The 21,564-nt window shown below is 69.7% G+C and carries 23 protein-coding genes and 1 pseudogene; 10 read left to right on the top strand and 14 right to left on the bottom strand.

Annotated features, from left to right (window positions below; genetic code table 11):
• Positions 1–75: 75 nt before the first annotated feature.
• From AB0J09_RS15805 to AB0J09_RS15765, 9 genes are all read right to left on the bottom strand, one after another.
• The gene (locus AB0J09_RS15805; protein WP_360690433.1) at positions 76–1,083 is read right to left on the bottom strand and encodes an LCP family protein; all 1,008 of its coding nucleotides are present in this window, start codon (positions 1,081–1,083) and stop codon (positions 76–78) included.
• Between the two features lie 2 nt (positions 1,084–1,085).
• The gene (locus AB0J09_RS15800) at positions 1,086–1,664 is read right to left on the bottom strand and encodes an RNA polymerase sigma factor (RefSeq protein WP_360690431.1); all 579 of its coding nucleotides are present in this window, start codon (positions 1,662–1,664) and stop codon (positions 1,086–1,088) included.
• A gap of 72 nt (positions 1,665–1,736) precedes the next feature.
• Positions 1,737–2,531 carry an oxidoreductase gene (locus tag AB0J09_RS15795; RefSeq protein ID WP_360690429.1) on the bottom strand — a complete coding sequence of 265 codons (795 nt, stop codon included), beginning with the start codon at positions 2,529–2,531 and terminating at the stop codon, positions 1,737–1,739.
• A gap of 63 nt (positions 2,532–2,594) precedes the next feature.
• On the bottom strand, positions 2,595–3,410 hold the full coding sequence (locus AB0J09_RS15790) for a lysophospholipid acyltransferase family protein (RefSeq protein WP_360690460.1): 816 nt from the start codon (positions 3,408–3,410) through the stop codon (positions 2,595–2,597).
• 77 nt (positions 3,411–3,487) lie between these two features.
• Positions 3,488–4,483, bottom strand: coding sequence for an NAD-dependent epimerase/dehydratase family protein (locus tag AB0J09_RS15785; protein ID WP_360690427.1), 996 nt, complete (start codon positions 4,481–4,483; stop codon positions 3,488–3,490).
• Positions 4,484–4,507: 24 nt separating this feature from the next.
• Entirely contained in the window at positions 4,508–4,606 is a 99-nt protein-coding gene (locus AB0J09_RS15780) for an AURKAIP1/COX24 domain-containing protein (RefSeq protein ID WP_018654693.1), read from the bottom strand.
• A gap of 175 nt (positions 4,607–4,781) precedes the next feature.
• Complete coding sequence (locus AB0J09_RS15775) at positions 4,782–4,985, bottom strand: helix-turn-helix domain-containing protein (RefSeq protein ID WP_026214222.1); 204 nt, start codon at positions 4,983–4,985, stop codon at positions 4,782–4,784.
• A gap of 312 nt (positions 4,986–5,297) precedes the next feature.
• Positions 5,298–6,080, bottom strand: coding sequence for a phosphatase (locus AB0J09_RS15770; RefSeq protein ID WP_360690425.1), 783 nt, complete (start codon positions 6,078–6,080; stop codon positions 5,298–5,300).
• 13 nt (positions 6,081–6,093) lie between these two features.
• Positions 6,094–7,257 (bottom strand): acetoin utilization protein AcuC, encoded by a 1,164-nt coding sequence (locus AB0J09_RS15765; RefSeq protein WP_360690423.1) that lies wholly within the window; start codon positions 7,255–7,257, stop codon positions 6,094–6,096.
• Between the two features lie 101 nt (positions 7,258–7,358).
• Between AB0J09_RS15765 and AB0J09_RS15760 the strand changes: the two genes are divergently transcribed.
• The 4 genes from AB0J09_RS15760 (at position 7,359) to AB0J09_RS15745 (ending at position 10,853) form a co-directional block, all read left to right on the top strand.
• Positions 7,359–8,480: a histidine kinase gene (locus AB0J09_RS15760; protein WP_360690421.1), complete on the top strand. Its 1,122-nt coding sequence runs from the start codon at positions 7,359–7,361 to the stop codon at positions 8,478–8,480.
• On the top strand, positions 8,477–9,145 hold the full coding sequence (locus AB0J09_RS15755; RefSeq protein ID WP_360690419.1) for a response regulator transcription factor: 669 nt from the start codon (positions 8,477–8,479) through the stop codon (positions 9,143–9,145). The genes AB0J09_RS15760 and AB0J09_RS15755 overlap by 4 nt, the downstream gene beginning before the upstream one ends.
• An 80-nt stretch (positions 9,146–9,225) precedes the next feature.
• Entirely contained in the window at positions 9,226–10,116 is an 891-nt protein-coding gene (locus AB0J09_RS15750) for an ABC transporter ATP-binding protein (protein WP_360690417.1), read from the top strand.
• Complete coding sequence (locus AB0J09_RS15745; RefSeq protein WP_360690415.1) at positions 10,113–10,853, top strand: ABC transporter permease subunit; 741 nt, start codon at positions 10,113–10,115, stop codon at positions 10,851–10,853. Before AB0J09_RS15750 ends, AB0J09_RS15745 begins: the two co-directional genes overlap by 4 nt.
• A gap of 2 nt (positions 10,854–10,855) precedes the next feature.
• Here AB0J09_RS15745 and AB0J09_RS15740 read toward each other — a convergent pair whose 3' ends face one another.
• From AB0J09_RS15740 to AB0J09_RS15720, 5 genes are read right to left on the bottom strand one after another with little or no spacing between them, the layout of a single operon-like run.
• Entirely contained in the window at positions 10,856–12,037 is a 1,182-nt protein-coding gene (locus AB0J09_RS15740; protein ID WP_360690413.1) for an ABC transporter permease, read from the bottom strand.
• Between the two features lie 4 nt (positions 12,038–12,041).
• On the bottom strand, positions 12,042–12,743 hold the full coding sequence (locus AB0J09_RS15735; protein ID WP_360690411.1) for an ABC transporter ATP-binding protein: 702 nt from the start codon (positions 12,741–12,743) through the stop codon (positions 12,042–12,044).
• Positions 12,740–14,089: an HlyD family efflux transporter periplasmic adaptor subunit gene (locus AB0J09_RS15730; RefSeq protein ID WP_360690409.1), complete on the bottom strand. Its 1,350-nt coding sequence runs from the start codon at positions 14,087–14,089 to the stop codon at positions 12,740–12,742. Before AB0J09_RS15730 ends, AB0J09_RS15735 begins: the two co-directional genes overlap by 4 nt.
• A 34-nt stretch (positions 14,090–14,123) precedes the next feature.
• The gene (proC, locus tag AB0J09_RS15725; RefSeq protein WP_360690407.1) at positions 14,124–14,918 is read right to left on the bottom strand and encodes a pyrroline-5-carboxylate reductase; all 795 of its coding nucleotides are present in this window, start codon (positions 14,916–14,918) and stop codon (positions 14,124–14,126) included.
• Positions 14,919–14,976: 58 nt separating this feature from the next.
• Positions 14,977–15,858, bottom strand: coding sequence for a proline dehydrogenase family protein (locus tag AB0J09_RS15720; RefSeq protein WP_360690405.1), 882 nt, complete (start codon positions 15,856–15,858; stop codon positions 14,977–14,979).
• 68 nt (positions 15,859–15,926) lie between these two features.
• Here AB0J09_RS15720 and AB0J09_RS15715 point away from each other — a divergent pair, with 68 nt between their 5' ends.
• The 6 genes and pseudogenes from AB0J09_RS15715 to AB0J09_RS15690 all read left to right on the top strand — a co-directional run.
• Entirely contained in the window at positions 15,927–16,370 is a 444-nt protein-coding gene (locus AB0J09_RS15715) for a hypothetical protein (RefSeq protein ID WP_360690403.1), read from the top strand.
• Between the two features lie 251 nt (positions 16,371–16,621).
• Entirely contained in the window at positions 16,622–18,490 is a 1,869-nt protein-coding gene (gene dnaK / locus AB0J09_RS15710) for a molecular chaperone DnaK (protein WP_360690401.1), read from the top strand.
• Positions 18,490–19,074, top strand: a complete 585-nt coding sequence (gene grpE, locus AB0J09_RS15705; protein ID WP_360690399.1) for a nucleotide exchange factor GrpE — start codon at positions 18,490–18,492, stop codon at positions 19,072–19,074. The genes dnaK and grpE overlap by 1 nt, the downstream gene beginning before the upstream one ends.
• Before the next feature lie 21 nt (positions 19,075–19,095).
• Positions 19,096–20,271: a molecular chaperone DnaJ gene (dnaJ, locus tag AB0J09_RS15700; protein ID WP_360690397.1), complete on the top strand. Its 1,176-nt coding sequence runs from the start codon at positions 19,096–19,098 to the stop codon at positions 20,269–20,271.
• Between the two features lie 3 nt (positions 20,272–20,274).
• Positions 20,275–20,556, top strand: a pseudogene (locus tag AB0J09_RS15695) (helix-turn-helix transcriptional regulator); the annotation flags it as partial.
• A 74-nt stretch (positions 20,557–20,630) separates the two neighbouring features.
• Positions 20,631–21,564, top strand: a 934-nt coding sequence (locus AB0J09_RS15690) for a Clp protease N-terminal domain-containing protein (RefSeq protein ID WP_360690395.1), incomplete at its 3' end; no start/stop codon positions are given.

The raw sequence follows: 21,564 nt of genomic DNA, 5'->3' as shown, positions 1-21,564 counted from the left end.
CACCGCACAGGGCCGGGCTCTGTCCAGGGAGACGGTCGTGTGGTGTGCGGGGCCGGGCGCCGTTACGACGAGCCGTTACCCGAGCCGTTTGAACAGCTGCCCGGCTTCCGGCTCCTTCCACTGCAACCGGTTCCGGTCCTCCGGATACGGCTCCCATGGCACTGTCGTCAGGTCCACCTTGGTGCGGGACAGCTCAGTGGCCAGCTCGTACATGGATTCCAGGCTCAAATCGGTCTTGACCGACTTGCGGACCTCGCCCAGGAAGGACTTGAGCCGGTCAGGCGAGGACATCCCCGACCGGACCTTCTTCAGCATCGACATCACGAGCACCTGCTGCCGCTTGATCCGCGCGACGTCGGACCCGTCGCCGTAATGCCTCAGCCGGACATACCCGAGCGCCGCCTCCCCGTTGAGCAGCTGCTTGCCCGCGGGCAGCTTGAGCTTGGACGCCTTGTCGTCCACCGCCGTGGGCAGCGTGACCTCCACGCCCCCGAGCGCGTCGACCATGCCCTTGAAGCCGGCGAAGTCCACCTCGACCGAGTGCTGGATCCGCAGCCCGGTCAGGGACTCCAGGGTCCGCTTGAGGCAGTCGGCCCCGCCGGTGTCGTACGCCGAGTTGATCATGCCGGTACTGGCGGGCGACGAGCCGCAGCGTGGGATCGCGACCATGGAGTCACGCGGGATGCTCACCGCCGTGGCCCGGCCGCGGTCGGCGGGGACGTGGACGATCATGATGGTGTCGGAGCGCTTCCCCACTCCTTGCCTGGCCTGCACGGGCCCGTACTTGGCGTTCCCGGCCCCCTCCCGGGTGTCCGAGCCGATCACCAGGACGTTCCTGGTCCCGCTCATGTCCACGGTCCGGCCCCCCGCGGGCGGTGCGGCAGTGTGGCGGTCGGCGATCAGGACGGTGGGCACGGCGACCGCGGCGGCCGTGGCCACGGCGACCAGCCCGGCCGTCCACCAGCCCGCCCAACGGCGCCGGGGACGGTCACGCAGCAGGCGCTCGCGCTGGCGGACGAGCGTCGCGGGCGGCTCGTGCCCCAGCTCCCCTCCGAGGTCCCGGAGCAGCTTCAGGTCGTCCATCGTCACTCCTCCTCCATGGGGTTGGTGTCGCCGAGCGCGGCCCGCACCTTCCGCCTGCCCCTGTTGAGGCGGGAGCGCACGGTTCCGACGGGGATGCCGAGCGCCCGCCCGACCTCCTCGTATGTGAGATCGCCCCAGGCGATCAGCAGCAGCACGTCGCGGTCCTTGGCGGGCAGTGCCGCGAGGGCCCCGGCCAGCTCGGCGCGGACGGCCTGGGCGGTGACTCCGGCGGCCACCCGGTCGGCGGGCGACTCGACGTCGGAGTCGACAGGGGCACGCAGGAGGGCGCGGTAGCGGGCGGCCTCCTTGCGGTGGTGCCGGGAGATGAGCTTGGTGAGGATGCCGAAGAGCCACGGCCGGGCGTCCGGGTACGCCAGGTCGTAGCTCTTCCTGCGTGAGAAGGCGATCAGGAACGTCTCTCCGACGAGGTCCTCGGCGGGCTCGGGGCCGAGCCGTTTGGAGACGTACCTGTAGAGCATGGCGGAGTAGCGGTCGAACAGCTCGGCGAACGCCTCGGGTTCGGTCCACGAGGCGTTCACAAGCTCCGAGTCCGCACCCCTGGTGGCGGGTTGCGTGATCATCTCCGCCCTTCTGTGGGGGATCGGTCACGGATGTCTTGCCGCAACCCGCCTCCGGGGTTCACGCGGCAGGAGTCAGAGCTCCTTGAGCTGGCCTCCGTCGATCACGAACGCGGCGCCGGTCGTGCTGCCCGAGCGCGGCGACACGAGCAGGGCGACCGCGTCGGCGATCTCCTGCGGGTGGACGAGCCGCCCGGTGGCGAGCTTCATCATGGCAGGAGCGACCTCGGAGATGACGCTCTCCTTGTCGGAGCCGGCCATGCCCGCGATGACCTCGGCCGCGCCGCCCTCCTTGGTCCACCAGTCGGTGAGTACGGGGCCGGGCGTCACGGTGTTGACCCTGACGCCCTGGGGGCTGTACTCCTCGGAGACGGCCTTGCCGACGTGGCTGAGGGCCGCCTTCGCGGCGCCGTAGTCGACGTTCATGGCGCCGGGCTGCCTGGCCATGGTGGAGGAGACGTTGACGATCGAGCCGCCGCCCCGCTCGACCATGAGGGGCACGGCGGCGCGGATCATGCGTACGGCCGAGAACAGGTTGAACTCGAACATCGCACGCCAGTCGTCGTCGCCGGGGGTCATGAACCCCACCTGCGGCAGCGTCACCCCGGGCGGCGGGCCGCCAGCGTTGTTGACCAGGATGTCCACCCCGCCGAACTCCTCCACGGCCCGTGCCACGACCCGCGCGGGCGCCTCGGGGTCCATCAGGTCGGCGGCCACGTGCACGACCTTGTCGGGCCATTCGTCCGTACGGGTCCGCGAGACGGCCACGACGTGGGCACCCTCCTCGGCCAGGGTGCGCGCTACGGCCAGTCCGATGCCCTTGGACGCGCCGGTGACGACGGCGACGCGGCCGGAGAGCTGAAGATCCATGGGATTCCTTCCGGTGTTCGATGAGCGAATCGCTCTTTGAACACCGCAGGCCCCGCGCCGGTTTCACAGAAAGGGCGGGAACGCGTGTCCTCTGCGCAGCCGCAGCTCGTTCAGCATCTGCTGGATGACCTCGCGTACGTGGTCGGTGAGGTTGAACACCAGCATGGGGTCGTCGGCCGCCGACGGCTCGTACTCGTCGGTGCGGATCGGCTCGCCGAACTCGATCATCCACTTGGACGGCAGCGGCATCAGCCCGAGCGGCCCGAGCAGCGGGAAGAACGGCGTGATCGGCAGGTAGGGCAGCCCGAGCAGCCTGGCCAGGAACTTCAGATCGCCGACCTTGGGATAGATCTCCTCCGCCCCGACGATCGCGGTCGGCACGATCGGCACCCCGGCGCGGATCGCCGAGGCCACGAAGCCGCCGCGGCCGAACCGCTGCAGCTTGTAACGCTCGGCGAACGGCTTGCCCACGCCCTTGAACCCCTCGGGGAACACCCCGACCAGCTCGCCCTTGCGCAGCAGCCGGTCGGCGTCCTCGGGGCAGGCCAGCGTGTGGCCGGTCTTGCGGGCCAGGTGGCTGAGCACCGGGAGCTGGTAGACCAGGTCCGCCCCGAGCAGCCGCAGCGGCCTGCCCGCCTCGTCGTGCAGGGCCACCTGCAGCATCAGCGCGTCGAGCGGCAGCGTGCCCGAGTGGTTGGCGACGACCAGCGCCCCGCTCTCGTCGGGGATGTTCTTCAGCTGGACCGTCTCCACCCTGAACCAGTCGGTGTAGAGCGGCCTGATCAGCTCGAGGATCACCTTGTCGGTCAGCTCGGCGTCGTAGCCGAACTCGTCGACCTCGTAGTCGCCCTCGACGCGCCGGCGAAGGAAGGCCAGCATCCTGGCCACGCGATCGGGCTTCTCGAACGACGGCGCCGCGCTGATCGGGATCACGCGGGCGTCGTGATGCGCAACGCTCAACTCCGCACACCTCCGAACGGATGGAGGCCGCGCGTGCGCAGGAAGTCGTCGAACGCCGCCCCGGTCGTGAACTTGGGCTTCCAGCCGAGCGCCGCCTCCAGCGCGGAGGTGTCGACCGCGCGGCCATAGCACAGCAGCCTGACCTGCTCGGGCGAGTATTCGACCAGCCCGATCCTGCGTGCGGTGTCGCCCAGCACCTTGAAGGCGGGCGAGAACAGCGGCAACGACGGCCGCCCCGCACGCCTGGCACACTGCGACAGCAGCAGCACTCCTGCCCCGGCCACGTTGAACGTGCCGGGGTGGTCTTCGGTCGCCATCCGGCGCAGCACCTCGACCGCGTCGTCCTCGTGGACGAACTGCAGCCGCGGGTCGAAGCCGAACACGGTCGGCAGCACCGGCTGGGTGAAGTAACGCGTCAACGGCGAGTCGACGCCAGGTCCCATGAAGTTGGCGAAGCGCAGCATCGACACCGTCACGTCGGGACGACGGCGCGCGAAGCCGCGCACGTAGCCCTCGACCTCGGCCGCGTCCTTGGCGTAGCCGTGGGTGGGGCCGTCTTGGGGCTCCAGGTCCTCGGTGAACACCGCGGGATCCCGTGGCGACGAGCCGTAGACGGCGGTGGTGGAGCGCACCACCACGCGCCGCACGGTCGCCGACCGCTGGCAGGCACCGAGCAGCTGCATGGTGCCGATGACGTTGTGCTCTTTCATCGCAGCCCTGCCACTGCTCCGCGAAGGAGCACTGACCAGGCTCATGTGCACAACGGTGTCGATGTCGGCAGCCGCGATCACCTGAGCGATGTCAGGGCTGCGCAAATCCACGCGGACGAACTCAGTCCGGCCGAGAGAGATGCCGCCGTCCCGCATCAGCGAGGGGGGCGGCACGGTGTCAACTCCAATGACGCGGCTGATGTCCGGGTCGGAAGACAGAACGCTCGCCACCCGGGCGCCTATGTGGCGCGAGACCCCGGTGACAAGCACGGTGTGGGTCATCAGCGCGCCTCGCAGCTGCGTAGGTTACTTCTTGTTACGCCGCTGGATGCGCGTCTTCTTGAGCAGCTTGCGGTGCTTCTTCTTAGCCATCCGCTTGCGGCGCTTCTTGATCACAGAGCCCACGGGACCCCCAGGTCTGGTAGCAAGTCTTAACGGAGTGCGAGCGCACACCGGCTCACAGACTACCGGCGATGGACGGTAGATCGCCCCACCGGGGGGTGAGAGCCCGGTCGCGTCGTTATGACGGCCGGGCCCCTCCCGCGACAGCATTCACGACATGACGCGTCACGTCGCTACTTCAACCTGCCTCGATGTAGGCCTCCCGCAGATAGTCGTGTACCGCCTGCTCAGGCACTCTGAACGACCGGCCGACACGGATGGCCGGCAACTCGCCAGAGTGGACGAGCCGGTACACCGTCATCTTGGACACCCTCATGACCGTCGCCACTTCCGCTACGGTCAGGAACTTCACCTCGCTGAGAGGTCTTTCGCCTGCACCCATCGGACGCCTCTTCCGCACGTGTTTCCGGGTTATCCCCACTGGTGCCATTGCTCACGCACGTGTACTGCCGTCAGCGTAAGTCGGGACTCCGGGTGCGCAAACCCCCTAGTTTCTCAGTCGCCGGAGCCACCTGTCAGCCGAACCAGCGAAATCGCTGGCCAGCAGCCGGGCCGAGCACCTCACTTGGACGTTGGAACTGTCCAAGTTGTCACACATAAGAGTCGCCGGAGCCCCATCAAAAGTTGGCAAAGGGACAGCGAGCCTCTTGGAATGCAGGCGCGAAAAGACCGTATCGGGAGGACCGAATTCGACTCAAAGGGCTCGTGAGACCTGAGTGACGAGTCGCTCCGTCAGCGGAGCGTAAAAGCGTGGTAGCACATTGTCATCAAGCGGGACGACCACGTCGATCTTGCCTTCGGCCTCGCCGAGGAACAGCCCGGGGTCGTTGCAGTCGGCGAACGCCACGGTGTGCGCACCAGCCTCTCCCGCCGCTCCCGCCCAGCCGTGGTCGGCGATCACGAGGTCGGGAAGCTCCCCGCCGAGCTCCTCGATCATGTGGCGCATGGGGGCCGCGTCGTGGGTGTGCACGAATGCGCCCCTGTCGTCGAGCATTGCAACGTCCTGCAAGTAACGGACCTTGCGCCGGCGTCCGAAATTCGATCCGGAATAGGACCATCCCTCGCCCGGCGTGAGCAGCTCGGCCCCGCGCTCGGCGCACAGGCGCGCCAGCGGCAGGTGCACGGCGAGCAGCCCGGTCGGGTGTCCGGTGGCGAACAGGATGCGCGGGTTCTCCCGCGACAGCACTGCGGCGATGGCCTCGGCCATGGCGTCGAGCGCGTCGATCGTCAGGTCGGGGTCGATGGTGTCCTGGCCCCAGCGGTGGCCGGCGTCGGAGACCACACCCGCGGACTTGGCCATCAGCGCCAGGATGTCGCGGTACGGCCACGGCTGGTCGAAGGTCAGGCCCAGCCTGTAGTACGGGTCGCCGTTGGCGAGCGAGCTGAAGTGGTCGAGGTTGTTCTCGCGGGGAGTCGCGACGTCGCCGGCTATTCGAGTCTGGACAAGATGCTCTCGGAATTGGTCGCGGCTCAGCACAGCTTCTTCCTTGTCAGGGCATTGGATCGAGGCCGTGCAGGGGGAAGACCGCATGTCGGGTCGCCATGATCGCACGGTCAATGGGGTCCGCTGGGTCATAACCACCAGACAGGTCACGAAATTCCGGACTGCGACCATCCGTCATCGTCAGCGGCGGCGTCTCGCCCGTACGTTCCCTGACCAACTGGCGCCAGCTCTGGCTCGTGGGGGTGGCCGGATCGACCGGGTGGCCCGCCAGTTCGGCGATGAGATGGGTCCACGCCCGGGGCACCACCTGCACCAGCTCGTAACCGCCGCCACCGGTGGCGATCCACCGGCCGCCGGCCGTCTCGTGGGCCAGGCGGTGCAGGGCCGCGTACGCGGCCCGCTGGCCGTCGACGCTGAGCATCAGGTTGGCCAGGGGGTCGAGCGCGTGGCTGTCGCAGCCGTGCTGCGTGACCAGGATCTCCGGCCGGAACTCGTGCAGCAGCGGCGGCACGACCGCGTGGAAGGCCCGCAGCCATCCCGAGTCGCCGGTCCCCGCCGGGAGCGCGACGTTGACGGCCGTGCCCTCCGCGCCGGTCTCCTCGGGGAATCCGGTGCCGGGGAACAGCGTGCGCGGGCTTTCGTGCAGGCTGATCGTCAGGACCCTGGGGTCGTCGTAGAAGGCCGCCTGCACACCGTCGCCGTGGTGGACGTCCACGTCCACGTACGCGATGCGGCCGGCCCCCTGCCTCAGCAGCCACGCGATGGCCAGCGCGGGATCGTTGTAGACGCAGAAACCGCTGGCCGAGGCGGACATCGCGTGGTGCAGGCCGCCGGCGACATTGACCGCGTGCTCGGCCGTGCCCTCCCAGACCGAGCGGGCGGCGGCCAGCGACGCGCCGGCGATCAGCGCGGAGGCCTCGTGCACGCCCTTGAACGCGGGGTTGTCCGCCGTGCCGAGCCCGGCGCCGAGGTCGGGCTGCCCCGAGGCGGACACGCGTTTGACGGCCTCGATGTAGCCGGGGTCGTGGACCATGGACAGCTCGGCGTCGGTCGCGGGCTCGCAACCGGCCATCTCGACCTTGTCGAGCACGCCGAGCGCGCGGGCGAGGGCCATGGTCAGCTCCACCCGCACGGGGGCGAGCGGATGGCTCGGACCGAAGTTGTAGGAGGTGAGAGCGTCGTCCCAGATCACCCGTGCCGACCGGCTCATCGCTGTCCTCTCCCTCGCGCCCCGTGGGGCCGACGTTACCGCAGCGCAGACGCCTCGTTGTAGGCGATGATCCGCAATTTTCGTCGCTTAGTGTCGTGAGCGTGCGGCGAACCTTCCTCAAGATCGTGCGCTTCTTCAGTCGCCCTCGGGTCTTCGACACGACATTGGTGATCGTGTTCTCCCTCCCGGCCGTGCCCGCGCTGCCCTTCATCATCGCCGGCGGCGAGGCGACAGAGGCCCTGACCATGGCGAGCTACCTGGCGGGCATGGCACTCCTGCTCATGCGGCGCCGCCGGCCGATACTGACCGCCGCGCTGGTGACGGCGGTGGACGCCGTGGGCATCGCGACGCAGGTCGTGAACTTCCTCAGTCTGCCCTCCTTCATCGCGTTCTACAGCGTGGGCCGATACACCACCGGCCGGGCGACCCTGATCACCTCATCGGGGGCCTACGCCGTCTACGCGACGACCATGGAGCTGTTCTGGCGGGCGAAGGGCGGCTGGCTGGCCGCGCTGTTCGCCATCGCCGTGCCCGTGGGCGTCGGGCTGATCGTCCGGCTCAGGACCGAGCTCAACGAGCGCGGCCGGGCCGAGGCCGCCGACGCCGCCGTACGCGCCGAGCGGCGGCGCATCGCCAGGGAACTGCACGACGTGGTCGCCCACCACATCACCGTCATCAACGCGCTGGTCGGCGGCGCGCGCGCCACGCTGCCACCCGGGCAGGAGGTCACCAGGAACGCGCTGGAGAGTGCCGAGCAGACCGCCCGCCAGGCGATGTCCGAGATGCGCCGCCTGCTCGACGTGCTCAGGGCCGACGGCAGCGAGGGACCTGACGCCGCGACGGGGGTCGGCGCGGACCGGCTACCCTCGCTGATCAAGGAGGCGAGGTCGGCGGGGCTGCCGGCCAGCCTGACCGTGACGGGCGAGCCCGTCGAGCTGCCCGCGGCCGTGGACCACGCCGTCTACCGGATCGTGCAGGAGGCGCTCACGAACACCCGCAAGCACGCGGTCAGCGCCAGGGCGAGCGTACGGCTGGCGTACGAGCCTTCGGCCGTGGAGGTCGAGGTGGTGGACGACGGGATGGCGATGGGCGGCGGCGCGCCGGGGTTCGGGCTGGGCGGCATGGCCGAGCGGGTGGCGTTATGCGGCGGCCGGCTCTCGACCGGGCCGCGCCCAGAAGTCGGTTTCCGCGTGCATGCCCGCATCCCTCTGGAGACGACATGATCCCTGACGAGAAGATCAAGGTATTGCTCGTGGACGACCACGCGCTGGTCCGCAAGGGCTTCAGGCTGATGCTCGACGCGCAGCCCGACCTCGGGGTGGTCGGCGAGGCCGCGGACGGCGCGGAGGCGGTGGAGCTGAGCAGGCGGCTGCGGCCGGATGTGGTGCTGATGGACCTGCACATGCCGGGCCTCGACGGGGTGCGCGCGACCGAGCTGATCACCGTGGAGCTGCCGGAGGTGCGGGTGCTCGCGCTGAGCACGTTCGACCTGGACGAGAACGTGGTCGCCGCGCTCAGGGCGGGCGCCGGCGGGTTCCTGCCCAAGGACGTCTCCCCCGAGGAACTCATCGAAGGCGTGCGCGTGGTGCACCGGGGCGAGTCGGCCGTCGCGCCGCGCCTGCTGAGCCGGCTGATCGGCACGTTCGTACGGGCGTCCCACCCGAAACCGGTTCCTGCGGAGCTGGCCGGGCTGACCGACCGCGAGCGGGAGATCCTCGTGCTCATCGCCCGCGGCCGGTCGAACACCGAGATCGCCGCCGAGCTGTCCGTCTCCCCCTCGACCATCAAGAACCACGTGACGAGCCTGTTCGCCAAGATCGGCGCCAGGGACCGGGCGCAGGCCGTGATCGTGGCCTACGAGGCGGGACTGATCCGCCCAGGAGAGTAGGAGCAGGCTCCTAGACCGCCTCCCGGGAAACGGTTCCCGGGCAGGAAGAAACCGGGCGCGGGCGACGGCACGCTGGGATCATGACCGCGATTCGCGCAACGAACCTGAGCAAACGCTATGGCGGCACCGCCGCCGTGTCGGACCTGTCGTTCGACGTCGAGCCCGGTCAGGTGACCGGTTTCCTCGGCCCGAACGGAGCCGGCAAATCGACGACCATGCGCATGATCCTCGGGCTCGACCGGCCGTCCGGCGGCTCGGTGCTCGTGGACGGGCGGCCGTACGCGGAGTTACGGCATCCCCTGCGCAAGGTGGGCGCGCTGCTGGACGCCAAGGCCGTGCACGGCGGGCGCAGCGCGTACAACCATCTGCTGGCCATCGCGCAGAGCAACGGCATCCCCGCGAGCCGCGTGGGCGAGGTGCTGGAGACGGTGGGCCTGCGCGAGGTGAGCAAGCGGCGGGTCGGCGGGTTCTCGCTGGGCATGTCGCAGCGGCTGGGCATCGCCGCGGCGCTGCTGGGAGACCCGGAGATCCTGATCTTCGACGAGCCCGTCAACGGGCTCGACCCCGACGGCATCCTGTGGATCCGCACGTTCATGCGCAAGCTGGCCGCGGAGGGCCGCACGGTGTTCGTCTCCAGCCACCTGATGAGCGAGATGGCGCAGACCGCCGACCACCTGATCGTGATCGGCAAGGGACGGCTCATCGCCGACACGAGCGTGCAGGAGTTCATCGGGCGCAGCTCGCAGGGCTACGTACGGGTGCGCTCGCCCCGGCTGGCCGAGGTGGCGGAGCTGGTCAAGGTGGGCGAGCTGTACCCCGACCACCTACGTGTGACCGCGATGAGCACGCTCGAGATCGGCACGCTCACCGCGCGGGCGGGGATCCCGCTGGAGGAGCTGACGTTCGTGCAGCCGTCGCTCGAGGCGGCCTACATGGAGCTGACCAAGGACAGCCTGGAGTTCTCGTCATGACCGACATCCTCAGGTCCGAATGGACCAAGATCCGCTCTGTTCGCTCGACGGTGTGGACGCTGGCCGTCACCGCACTTCTGATGCTGGGCATCGCCACGCTCATCAGCGCCTCCGCCAAGGGCTCGGCCGACGGGCCCATCCCCGCCGATGCTGCGATCGCGATGGGCCTGATCGGTAGCATGTTCGCCTCGCTGTCCATGGCCACGCTGGGCGTCCTGGTGATCTCCAGCGAATACCGCACGGGCGGCATCCGCACGTCGCTGATGGCCGTGCCCAAGCGCATGAGCCTGCTGACCGGCAAGATCGTGGTGTTCACGGCGGTGTCCCTGGTCGTCTGCACGGTCGCCTCCGCCGCCTCGCTCCTCGTCAGCCTGGCGATCACGCGGCCGCCGTCGCTCGAGACGGGCGCGGTGGTGCAGGCGGTGGTCGGGGGCGGCCTGTACCTGACCGCCTGCGGCCTCTTCGGGCTGGGGCTCGGCGCGGTCATACGCCACACGCCGGGCGCGATCGTCTCGGCCATCGCGCTGATGCTGGTGCTGCCCCAGATGACGACCATGCTGCCCGGGCAGTGGGGCAAGACCGTGTCCGACTACTTCACCACCAACGCGGGCTCGCAGATCGTGATGCACCAAGGGAGCAATTCGCTCGGCCCGTGGAGCGGCTTCGGCGTCTACCTCGCCTGGATCGCGGTCGCCTGGATCGCGGGGGCCGTCCTGATGCAGAAGCGGGACGCCTGAGGTCACTCGGCGCGGAGGGCGATGACGGGGTCCAGTCTGCCCGCCCTCCGCGCCGGCGCCACGCCGAAGAACACCCCGACCGCCGCCGACACCCCGAACGCCAGCGCGATCGACCACCACGTGATCGACGCGGGCACCTCCGTGAACGCCGCGATGGCCACCGCGCCGCCCACCCCGAGCACGATCCCGACGAGCCCGCCGATCGTGGTCAGCAGCACCGCCTCGAAGAGGAACTGGGCCAGGATGTCGCGCTGCCTGGCCCCCAGCGCCTTGCGCAGCCCGATCTCGCGGGTGCGCTCGCGCACGCTGACCAGCATGATGTTCGACACGCCGACGCCGCCGACCAGCAGTGAGATACCCGCGATGGCGGCCAGCACGCCGGTGAGCATGCCGAGCACGCTGCCGATCGTGCCGAGCAGCGCGGTCTGCGTGACCGCGGAGAACTGCTCGCCCGGATACCGCGCCCGCAGCGCCGCCGTCACCTTCTCCGAGAGCGGGTCGATCTCGTCGGGCCCGGACGCGCCGACCGCGAGCCCGTTGATCCGCTCGATTCCGAGCAGCCGCTGTGCCGTCGTCACCGGGATGTGGATCTCCTGGTCGCGCGAGAGCCCGAACGTCTGCCCGACCTCGGCGTACACGCCCACCACCCGGAACCTGGCCCCGGCCACCGTCACCTGCCGCCCGATCGGGTCCAGGTCGCCGAACAGCCGGTCGGCCACCTGCGATCCGAGCACCGCCACCCTGCGCCGGGTGTCCACGTCGGTCTCGCTCAGCGGGCGGCCTTTGTCGAGGGGGCGCTCGAAGATGTTGACGAGGTTCTGGTCGGTGCCGATCACCGTGACGAACGCCTCGGCCCTGCCGACGCGTACGGTCTCGCCCGACTGCAGCGAGACCGTCACCTTCGACGGGTCGCCCACCACGCGCCGCACATAGGCGACGTCGGCCAGGCCGAGTTTGCTCTGCGTCGGGGCGGCGCCCAGACTGATGCGGCCGGGGACGACGAGGATGATGTTCGTGCCGAGGCCGGAGATCTGCTTCTCGATCTCGTCCTTCGCGCCCGTGCCGATGGCCACCAGGATCACCACGGCCAGCACGCCGATGATCACACCGAGCATGGTCAGCGCGCTGCGCAACCGGTTCACGCGCAGGGCTTCGAGCGCCATGAACAGCGCTTCAGTGTTCATGGCCTCACTCGATCCCCGGGAGCCGTGCCGTGTCCCGCTCGATGAGCCCGTCGCGGACGTGGATCTGGCGCCGGGCGTGGGCGGCGATCTCCGCCTCGTGCGTCACGAGCACCACGGCCACGCCGCCCTCGCCGTTGAGCCGGTCGAGTATGGCCATGACCTCGGCCCCGTTGGCGGTGTCGAGGTTGCCCGTGGGCTCGTCGGCGAGCAGCACCTTCGGCTCGCCGACCAGTGCCCTGGCGATGGCCACGCGCTGCTGCTCCCCGCCGGACATCTGGGACGGGCGGTGTTCCAGGCGGTGCCCGAGTCCGACCGCCTCCAGCGCCGCGCGGGCCTTGGATCGCCGCTCGGCCCGGCCGATTCCCCGGTAGACCAGCGGCAGCGCCACGTTGTCCAGCGCCGAGGTCCTGGCCAGCAGGTGGAACGACTGGAAGACGAACCCGATCGTCTTGTTGCGCAGCTCGGCCAGGTCGGTGTCGGATAAGCCGGATATCTCCACGCCGTTGACCATGAGCACGCCCGAGCTGGGACGGTCGAGGCAGCCGAGCAGGTGCATGAGCGTCGACTTGCCGGACCCCGACGGGCCCACGATGGCGGCGAACTCGCCCTGGTCGATCCGGAGCGACACGCCGCGCAACGCCTCCACGGACACGCCGTCGAGCTGGTATCGCCGGGTGAGGTCCACGGCCTCGATCGCGGGCGTCATGGGAGCTGCTGCCCTTGCCGTACGGAGTCCGCGCCCTTGACCACGATCCGGTCGCCCACGGACAGCCCGCTCAGCACCTCCACCACGGCGTCACCCTGGGCCCCGAGCTTTACCACGCGCCGCTCGGCCACGCCGTTCCTGATCGCCCAGACCACGCTCTCACGCCCGCTGGAGACGATGGCCGAGGCCGGCGCCGAGACGGCGGCCGGCGACTCGCGCACGGTCAGCCGCGTGACGGCGCTCATGCCCGGCTTGGGCGTGGGCGCCTTGGAGCCGTCGTCGAAGGCACCGGGGCCGAGCGTGAGCCGCACCGGGTAGCTGACCCCGCCCGTGGTGCCCTCCATGGGCGTGACGCCGATGCCGGTCACCACGGCCGTGTACGTGGCGCCGGGCACCGCGTCCAGCTCCACGGCGGCCCGCACGCCCTTCTTGACCAGCAGCACGTCCGTCTCGTCGACGTCGGCGTCCAGGGTGAGCTTGGAGACGTCGGTGACAGTGAGGATCGAGTCGCCCGCCGAGACGGGGACGCCCGTCGCGACCGGGCTGCCGGACGTCGAGCCGGTCGAGGGCAGGGACGGCACCTGCTGTCCGCCGCCGGGAAGCTGGCTGAGCAGTCCTTCCACGCCGCTCGGCACGCCACCGCCCGCCGAGGCGCGGCCCAGCGTGACGACGCCGCCGAACGGCGCCTTGATCGTGAGCGACTTGACCGTGCTCTCCGCCGCCTTGAGCGCCGCCTTGGCCTGCGACTTCGACGCGGCCTGCAGCGAGGCCATGGAGCCGGCCAGGCCGCTGGTCACGCCGGACAGGATCCCGCTGATCGAGCGGTTGAGCTCGACGGTGATCGAGGCCAGGGCCCTGGTCTGCGCCTTGTGCTGGGCCTGCGCCAGGTCGATGGCGTTCAGGAGCTGCTTGCGCGCCCCGGCGTCCTCGACCTTCCTGGCCTCCTTGCGGGCCTTGGCGAAGTGGGCGGCCACCGTGCGGTCGAACGCCGTGGTGTCGAACGACGGCAGCCGCACGTTCGGGGTGAAGCTCGCGGGCGTGGCCGCCTTGGATGCCTGGCGGGCCTGCCGGAGGCGGCTCTGGGCCTCCGGCGAACTGATCTTGGCCAGGATCTCGCCCTTGCGCACGTGATCGCCCTCGCGGACGTACAGCTTGGCGATCGTGCCCTGGGCGGGCGAGCGGAGCGTCGCGGACGCACGCGCGCCGATCGTGGCGGGAGCCTCGACGACCTCGGTGACCGGACCCCGCCTGACCTCGCCGACCTGGACGCTCGGCGGTTTGTCGGAGGTGCAGCCGGTCAGTGCGAAAAGGACGAGCAGCGGCGCGATGCCGCGACGTAACGTCACCCGACCCATCGTAGGAGCGGGACGGGCCGGTCTCTCAGCCGGAGGCGAGCTGGCGCCCCCGGTCGCGGGCGGCCTCGATGGCGGCCAGGAACGCGGCCCGAACGCTGTGCCGCTCGAGCTCGGCGATGGCGGCGATCGTCGTGCCGCCCGGCGAGGTGACGGCCTCGCGCAGGATCACCGGGTGCTCGCCCGAGTCGCGCAGCATCACGGCGGCACCGACGATGGACTGGATGACCATGTCGAGCGCGGCGGCCCGCGGCATGCCGAGCAGGATGCCCGCGTCGACCATGGCCTCGACCAGGTAGAAGAAGTAGGCCGGGCCGCTGCCGGAGAGCGCGGTGGCGGCGTCCTGCTGGGACTCGGGGATGCGCAGCACCTTGCCGACCGGGCTGAGCAGGCCCTCGGTGAGCTCGAGGTGCTCCTCGCCCGCGTGCGCGCCCGCCGAGATCACGCTCATCGCCTCGTCGAACCTGATCGGCGTGTTGGACATCACCCGCACCACGGGCACGTCCACCCCGAGCCGCTGCTCCACGAACGCCGTCGTGATGCCGGCCGCGGCCGTGATCACCAGGCGGTCGGCGGGCACGTAGGGGGCGATCTCGGCCAGCAGCGTGGCCATGTCCTGCGGCTTGACGGCCAGGATGAGCGTGTCGGCCGACTTGGCGGCCTCGGAGTTGGAGACCGTGCGCACGCCGTACGTCTCGCGCAGCGCCTGCGCCCGCTCGGCCCTGCGGGTGGTCGCCATGATGTCGCCCGGCTTGAACCCGGCGCGCAGCAGCCCGGACAGCAGGGCCTCGCCCATCTTTCCCGTGCCCAGAATCGCAATCACGCTGGCAGCCTACTAACTGCGGGTAGGTGCCGGGTGTCGTCCCCGAGGACAGGGCGGGTCAGCGGCGTGAGAGCAGCGACCTGAGGAAGAAGGCCAGGTTGCGGGGGCGCTCGGCCAGGCGGCGCATGAGGTAGGCGTACCAGTCGGAGCCGTAGGGGACGTAGACGCGCATCCTCGCGCCCTGGCCTGCCAGGCGGAGCTGCTCGTCGGGGCGCACGCCGTACAGCATCTGGTGCTCGTAGCCGGTCACGTCGCGGCCCTCGAGCACGGCCAGCGTGGAGGCGATGCGCACCATCCTGGGGTCGTGGGTGGCGACCATGGGATAGGCGGTGCTCGCCATCAGGATCCTCAGGCACCGTACGAACGAGCGGTCGATGTCGGCGGGCCTGGTGTAGGCCCCGGGAGCGGTGTACGCCCCCTTGCACAGACGCACGCGGGCCCCGTCCAGGCTCTCACAGCGCTCCAGGGCGTCCGGCAGGTACGCCTGCACCACCACGCCCACGTCGGGATGGTCCCCGCGCAGGGCGGCGTGCACGGAGTGGAGCCCGCGGATCGTGTCGTGCTCCTCGGCGTCGAGCGTCACCGTGACGTCCCTGTCCGCGGCGGCTCGGCAGATCGTGGCGGCGTGGTCGAGCGCGAGCTCCTCCGACAACCGCAGGCCGAGCGCGGTGAGCTTGACCGACACGTCGGCGCCCGCGGGCAGCAGCCCGAGCAGCCGCAGGTATTCGTCGACCGCCGCCTCGGCCTGCCCCCGCTCCGTCACCTCCTCGCCGAGATGGTCGACCGTGACCAGCAGCCCCTTGCGGGTCAGCTCGCCGATCACGGCGCCGATGTCGTCCGCGACGTAGCGCCTCACCACGTCGGCGGTCAGCCGCGAGGTGGAGATGACGCGCTCGGCGCGTTCGCTCTTGGAGATCCCGAGGAGAGCCTGACGGAGCACGCGAACCACACTAACTTCCGAGAAATGAACCGGGGACCCGTCCTATTCGTCGAATAGGTATGCGTGCAATGACAGCGACTGCTCTGGCCGGATGTCTCGTGCTCGCGACGAGCTGCGGTGCGGCCCCGTCTGCTGAGCGGGCCGCCTCCACGCCCCCGCAACAACCACCTGTCGTGGCGAACCCGGCCACCACCACTCCAACAAAGGGCCCGGAGCCGACCAAACCGACCGGCAACGCCATCAACGTGCACAAGGTCCGCTGGACCAAGGCCAAGCCGGTGTCCAAGGGCAGGAAGATCCAGCTCACCTGGTGGTCGGGCGTCGCCCCGTGCACGGTCCTCGACCGGGTCAAGGTGAAGGAGACGGCCAAGAACGTCACGATCACCCTGTACGAGGGCACCTCGCCCAAGGCCAGGAACGTGTCGTGCATCATGATCGCGATCGAGAAGACCACGACGGTCAAGCTCAAGAAGCCGATCGGCAAGCGCAAGATCGTGGACGGCGCCAAGTAACGCGTCCAGCAACAGACATCCCTCCGTAGGCGCCTGTCCGCTGACGCCATCACCCATGTGGACCCCGGTGCGCACCCACCGCGCCGGGGTCCGCTTTCGCGCCAGGAACCATCCTGAGATTCGCGTCCGTTAGAAGGAATGCCCGCGCGCTCACGAGGGTTGAGTCGAGTAGGCTCAAGTCGTTTGACAAAGCCGACTGGCATTCGTAGCTTGAGTCCACAAGACTCAACTTTGACTACAAGGACGTACTCATGGCACGTGCGGTAGGTATCGACCTGGGGACGACCAACTCCGTCGTCTCGATCCTCGAGGGCGGTGAGCCCACCGTCATCGCCAACGCGCAGGGCTCGCGGACCACGCCGTCCGTGGTCGCCTTCGCGAAGAACGGCGAGGTCCTCGTCGGTGAGGTCGCCAAGCGGCAGGCCGTCACCAATGTGGACCGGACGATCCGCTCAGTCAAGCGGGAGATGGGCACCAACTGGTCCCAGGAGATCGACGGGAAGAAGTTCTCGCCCCAGCAGATCAGCGCCTTCGTCCTGCAGAAGCTGAAGCAGGACGCGGAGGCGTACCTGGGCGAGAAGATCACCGACGCGGTGGTCACCGTCCCGGCCTACTTCAACGACGCCCAGCGGCAGGCCACCAAGGAGGCCGGCACGGTGGCGGGCCTCAACGTGCTCCGCATCATCAACGAGCCGACCGCCGCGGCCCTCGCCTACGGGCTCGACAAGGAGCAGGACCAGACCATCCTCGTCTTCGACCTCGGTGGCGGCACCTTCGACGTGTCGCTGCTCGACGTCGGCCAGGAGGACGGCCACGGCTTCGTCGAGGTCAAGGCCACCTCTGGTGACAACCACCTCGGTGGTGACGACTGGGACCAGCGCATCGTCGACGAGCTGGTCAAGCGCTTCCAGAACGCTCACGGCGTCGACCTGGCCAAGGACAAGATGGCGCTCCAGCGCCTGCGCGAGGCGGCCGAGAAGGCCAAGATCGAGCTGTCCAGCCAGTCCGAGACCAACATCAACCTGCCCTACATCACGGCCTCGTCCGAGGGCCCGCTGCACCTCGACGAGAAGCTGACCCGCTCCGAGTTCCAGCGGCTGACGGCCGACCTGCTCGAGCGGACCAAGGGCCCGTTCCACCAGGTCATCAAGGACGCCGGCATCAAGGTCTCCGACATCGCCCACGTGGTGCTCGTCGGCGGCTCGACCCGTATGCCCGCCGTGACCGAGCTGGTCAGGGAGCTGACCGGCGGCAAGGAGCCCAACAAGGGCGTCAACCCGGACGAGGTCGTCGCCATCGGCGCCGCCCTGCAGGCCGGCGTGCTCAAGGGTGAGGTCAAGGACGTCCTGCTGCTCGACGTGACCCCGCTGTCGCTGGGCATCGAGACCAAGGGCGGCATCTTCACCAAGATCATCGAGCGCAACACGACGATCCCGACCAAGCGCTCCGAGGTCTTCACCACGGCCGAGGACAACCAGCCGTCGGTGCAGATCCAGGTCTTCCAGGGTGAGCGCGAGATCGCCTCGTACAACAAGAAGCTGGCGACCTTCGAGCTGACCGGCATCGCGCCGGCTCCGCGCGGCATCCCGCAGATCGAGGTCACCTTCGACATCGACGCCAACGGCATCGTCAACGTCTCCGCCAAGGACCTGGGCACGGGCAAGGAGCAGTCGATGACGATCACCGGCGGCTCCGCGCTGCCGAAGGACGACATCGAGCGGATGATGCGCGAGGCCGAGTCGTACGCCGAGGAGGACAAGAAGCGCCGCGAGGAGGCCGAGGTCCGCAACAACGCGGACGGGCTCGCCTACCAGACGGAGAAGTTCCTCCGCGAGAACGACGACAAGGTTCCCGGCGACATCAAGACCGAGGTCAACGACGCCCTGTCCGAGCTGAAGAAGGCTCTTGAGGGCACCGACACCGACGTCATCCGCACCTCCGCGGAGAAGCTCGCCACGGTCAGCCAGAAGATGGGTTCGGCGATCTACGCCGCGAGCCAGGGCCAGCAGGCCGGTGGCGAGGGCGCCCCGCAGGACGCCGCCGCCGGTGACGGCCAGAAGGCCGACGAGGACGTGGTCGAGGCCGAGATCGTCGACGACGAGCCGAAGAAGGACAAGTGATGCCGCCGCGTGAAAACGGGCAAGACCAGCCGGTGATCCGCGACAACCGCAAGATCGACCCGGAGACGGGGCAGGTCAGGGATGTATCCGCCGCCGAGCAGCCGCCCGCGGCGGCCGCCGCCAACGGCGAGCTGGAGGCCCAGCTCGCCGAGCGGACCGCCGACCTGCAGCGACTCCAGGCCGAATATGTGAACTACCGCAGGCGGGTCGAGCGCGACCGCGCCGCGGTCAGGGAGCAGGCGGTCGCGGGCGCGCTGGCGGATCTCCTGCCCGTGCTCGACGACATCGGCAGGGCCCGCGACCACGGCGAGCTGACCGGGGGCTTCGCGAAGGTGGCGGAGTCGCTGGAGTCGGCGCTCACCAAGCTGGGCCTCAGCTCCTTCGGTCAGAAGGGCGAGCCGTTCGACCCGACCGTCCACGAGGCGCTGATGCACAGCTACTCGCCGGACGTGACCGAGCCGACGGCGATCGAGGTGCTGCAGCCTGGATACCGGCTGGGTGACAGGGTGCTGCGTCCGGCGCGAGTGGCCGTCGCGGAGCCCGGGGACGCCACTCCCGCGTCCAATGACGACGACGAAAACTGACACGAGGACGAAGGGCCGTAGATGAGCACCAAGGACTACCTGGAGAAGGACTACTACGCCGTCCTTGGTGTGCCCAAGACCGCCACCGCCGAGGAGATCAAGAAGGCTTATCGGAAGCTGGCCAGGCAGTACCACCCCGACAGCAACCAGGGCGACCCGTCCAAAGAGGCCAAGTTCAAGGAGGTCTCCGAGGCGTACGACGTCCTGTCCGACACCAAGCGCCGCAAGGAGTACGACGAGGCGCGGACGCTGTTCGGATCCGGGGTGGGCGGCCAGCGCCCCGGCGGTGGCGGTTTCTCGTTCGACTTCGGTGACCTGTTCGGCGGCACCGGACAGGGCACGAGCGGCGGTGCGGGCGAGCGGCTCGGCGACCTGTTCGGCGGGCTGTTCAACCGGGGCGGCGGCACCACCCGCACCAGCACCACGACCAGGCCGAGGCGCGGACAGGACATCGAGTCCGAGGTCACGCTGACGTTCACCGAAGCGGCCGAGGGCACCACGGTGTCGCTCAGGCTGACCAGCTCGGCCGCCTGCGCCGCGTGCACCGGCACCGGCGCCAAGGCGGGCACGACCCCCAGGGTCTGCCCCACCTGTGACGGCACCGGCGCGGCCAGCCGCAACCTGGGCAATTTCGCCTTCTCCGAGCCCTGCCGCGACTGCAAGGGCCGCGGGCTGATCGTGGACGACCCCTGCCCCGTGTGCGAGGGCAGCGGCCGCGCCAAGAGCACCCGCACCATCCAGGCCCGCATCCCAGCCGGCGTGGCCGACGGCCAGCGGGTCAAGCTCAAGGCCAAGGGGGCGCCGGGCGAGAACGGCGGCCCCGCCGGCGACCTCTACATCCTGACGCACGTCAAGCCGCACGCCGTCTTCGGCAGGTCGGGCGAAAACCTGACGATCACCGTCCCGGTGACGTTCACGGAGGCCGCGCTCGGCGCGGAGATCAAGGTGCCGATCCTCAAGGGCATGCCGGTCACGCTGCGCATCCCCGCGGGCACGCCCAACGGGCGCACGTTCCGCGTGCGCGGCAGGGGCGTCACCCGCAAAGACGGCACCAAGGGTGACCTGCTCGCCAGCGTCGAGGTCATGGTGCCGAAGACGCTCGACGACAAGTCACGCGAGCTCCTCAGCGAGTTCAACACCGCGACCGCAGGTGAGGACCCGCGCGCTGAGCTGATTCAGCGAGCCAGAAGCGAGTAGCCGATGGACGCCAACTACTTCGACCTGTCAGACGACACGCCTGTCTATGTGATCTCGGTGGCCGCGCAGCTGTCGGGGCTACACCCTCAGACCCTGCGCCAGTACGACCGGCTCGGCCTGGTCAGTCCTGGACGCACGGCGGGGCGCGGCCGCCTCTACTCCACGAGAGACATCATCCAGCTCCGCGAGGTTCAGCGGCTCTCCCAGGAGGAGGGCATCAACCTCGCGGGCATCAAGCGGATCCTCGAGCTCGAGAACGAAGCTCTGCGGCTGCGTGAGGAGGTTCACCGCCTGCGCGCCGAGATGCGCATGGTCAGAGCGCTGATCCGCTACGAGCTGCCACCGGGGGCTTAGAAAGAATGGACTACAAGCTCACCCAGAAGAGCCAGGAAGCGCTCTCGGGTGCCATGCGGCGTGCCGCCGCTGACGGCAACCCGGAGATCTCCCCGGTTCACCTCCTGACCACCCTGCTCTCCCAGACGGGCGGCACCGCCGTACCGCTGCTCGAGGCCGTCGGCGCCGACTGGCGCACGCTGCGGGCGCGGGCGGAGGAGTTGCTCGCGGCGCTGCCCAAGGCACAGGGCGCGACAGTGGGGGCGCCGTCGAGCTCACGCCAGCTCCTCACGGTGATGAACACCGCCGCCCAGCACGCCAACCGGCTCGAGGACCTCTACGTCTCGACCGAGCACCTGCTCGTCGGCCTGGCCGCCGACGGCGGCCAGGCGGCCGAGCTGCTCAAGTCGCAGGGCGCGACGCCGCAGGCGCTGCTCGACGCGTTCGAGAAGGTACGCGGCCACGCCCGCGTCACCAGCGAGACCCCTGAGGACACCTACCAGGCGCTGGAGAAGTACGGCGTCGACCTGACCGAGCGGGCCCGCTCCGGCAAGCTCGACCCGGTCATCGGCCGCGACTCCGAGATCCGCCGCGTCGTCCAGGTGCTCAGCCGGCGCACCAAGAACAACCCCGTGCTCATCGGCGAGCCCGGCGTCGGCAAGACCGCGGTGGTCGAGGGCCTGGCCCAGCGCATCGTGGCCGGCGACGTGCCCGAGTCGCTGCGCAACAAGCGGCTGATCGCGCTCGACCTGGGCGCGATGGTGGCCGGCGCGAAATACCGCGGCGAGTTCGAGGAGCGGCTCAAGGCCGTGCTCTCCGAGATCAAGGAGAGCAACGGGCAGATCGTGACGTTCATTGACGAGCTGCACACCGTCGTCGGCGCGGGGGCCGCCGAGGGGGCGATGGACGCGGGCAACATGCTCAAGCCGATGCTGGCCCGCGGCGAGCTGCGCATGATCG

The organism is Nonomuraea sp. NPDC049784 (assembly GCF_040659615.1).
Classification (GTDB): Bacteria; Actinomycetota; Actinomycetes; order Streptosporangiales; family Streptosporangiaceae; genus Nonomuraea.
This window is presented reverse-complemented; position numbering and strand designations above follow the sequence as displayed.

What these genes read in the sequence shown, in the direction of transcription:
- AB0J09_RS15805 (WP_360690433.1), bottom strand. Translation starts at nt 1,083, where the DNA reads ATGGACGACCTGAAGCTGCTCCGGGACCTCGGAGGGGAGCTGGGGCAC.
- AB0J09_RS15715 (WP_360690403.1), top strand. Translation starts at nt 15,927, where the DNA reads ATGACAGCGACTGCTCTGGCCGGATGTCTCGTGCTCGCGACGAGCTGC.
- dnaK (WP_360690401.1), top strand. Translation starts at nt 16,622, where the DNA reads ATGGCACGTGCGGTAGGTATCGACCTGGGGACGACCAACTCCGTCGTC.
- AB0J09_RS15775 (WP_026214222.1), bottom strand. Translation starts at nt 4,985, where the DNA reads ATGGGTGCAGGCGAAAGACCTCTCAGCGAGGTGAAGTTCCTGACCGTA.
- AB0J09_RS15745 (WP_360690415.1), top strand. Translation starts at nt 10,113, where the DNA reads ATGACCGACATCCTCAGGTCCGAATGGACCAAGATCCGCTCTGTTCGC.
- dnaJ (WP_360690397.1), top strand. Translation starts at nt 19,096, where the DNA reads ATGAGCACCAAGGACTACCTGGAGAAGGACTACTACGCCGTCCTTGGT.
- AB0J09_RS15765 (WP_360690423.1), bottom strand. Translation starts at nt 7,257, where the DNA reads ATGAGCCGGTCGGCACGGGTGATCTGGGACGACGCTCTCACCTCCTAC.
- AB0J09_RS15795 (WP_360690429.1), bottom strand. Translation starts at nt 2,531, where the DNA reads ATGGATCTTCAGCTCTCCGGCCGCGTCGCCGTCGTCACCGGCGCGTCC.
- AB0J09_RS15790 (WP_360690460.1), bottom strand. Translation starts at nt 3,410, where the DNA reads ATGCTGGCCTTCCTTCGCCGGCGCGTCGAGGGCGACTACGAGGTCGAC.
- AB0J09_RS15785 (WP_360690427.1), bottom strand. Translation starts at nt 4,483, where the DNA reads ATGACCCACACCGTGCTTGTCACCGGGGTCTCGCGCCACATAGGCGCC.
- AB0J09_RS15800 (WP_360690431.1), bottom strand. Translation starts at nt 1,664, where the DNA reads ATGATCACGCAACCCGCCACCAGGGGTGCGGACTCGGAGCTTGTGAAC.
- AB0J09_RS15740 (WP_360690413.1), bottom strand. Translation starts at nt 12,037, where the DNA reads ATGAACACTGAAGCGCTGTTCATGGCGCTCGAAGCCCTGCGCGTGAAC.
- AB0J09_RS15750 (WP_360690417.1), top strand. Translation starts at nt 9,226, where the DNA reads ATGACCGCGATTCGCGCAACGAACCTGAGCAAACGCTATGGCGGCACC.
- AB0J09_RS15755 (WP_360690419.1), top strand. Translation starts at nt 8,477, where the DNA reads ATGATCCCTGACGAGAAGATCAAGGTATTGCTCGTGGACGACCACGCG.
- grpE (WP_360690399.1), top strand. Translation starts at nt 18,490, where the DNA reads ATGCCGCCGCGTGAAAACGGGCAAGACCAGCCGGTGATCCGCGACAAC.
- AB0J09_RS15735 (WP_360690411.1), bottom strand. Translation starts at nt 12,743, where the DNA reads ATGACGCCCGCGATCGAGGCCGTGGACCTCACCCGGCGATACCAGCTC.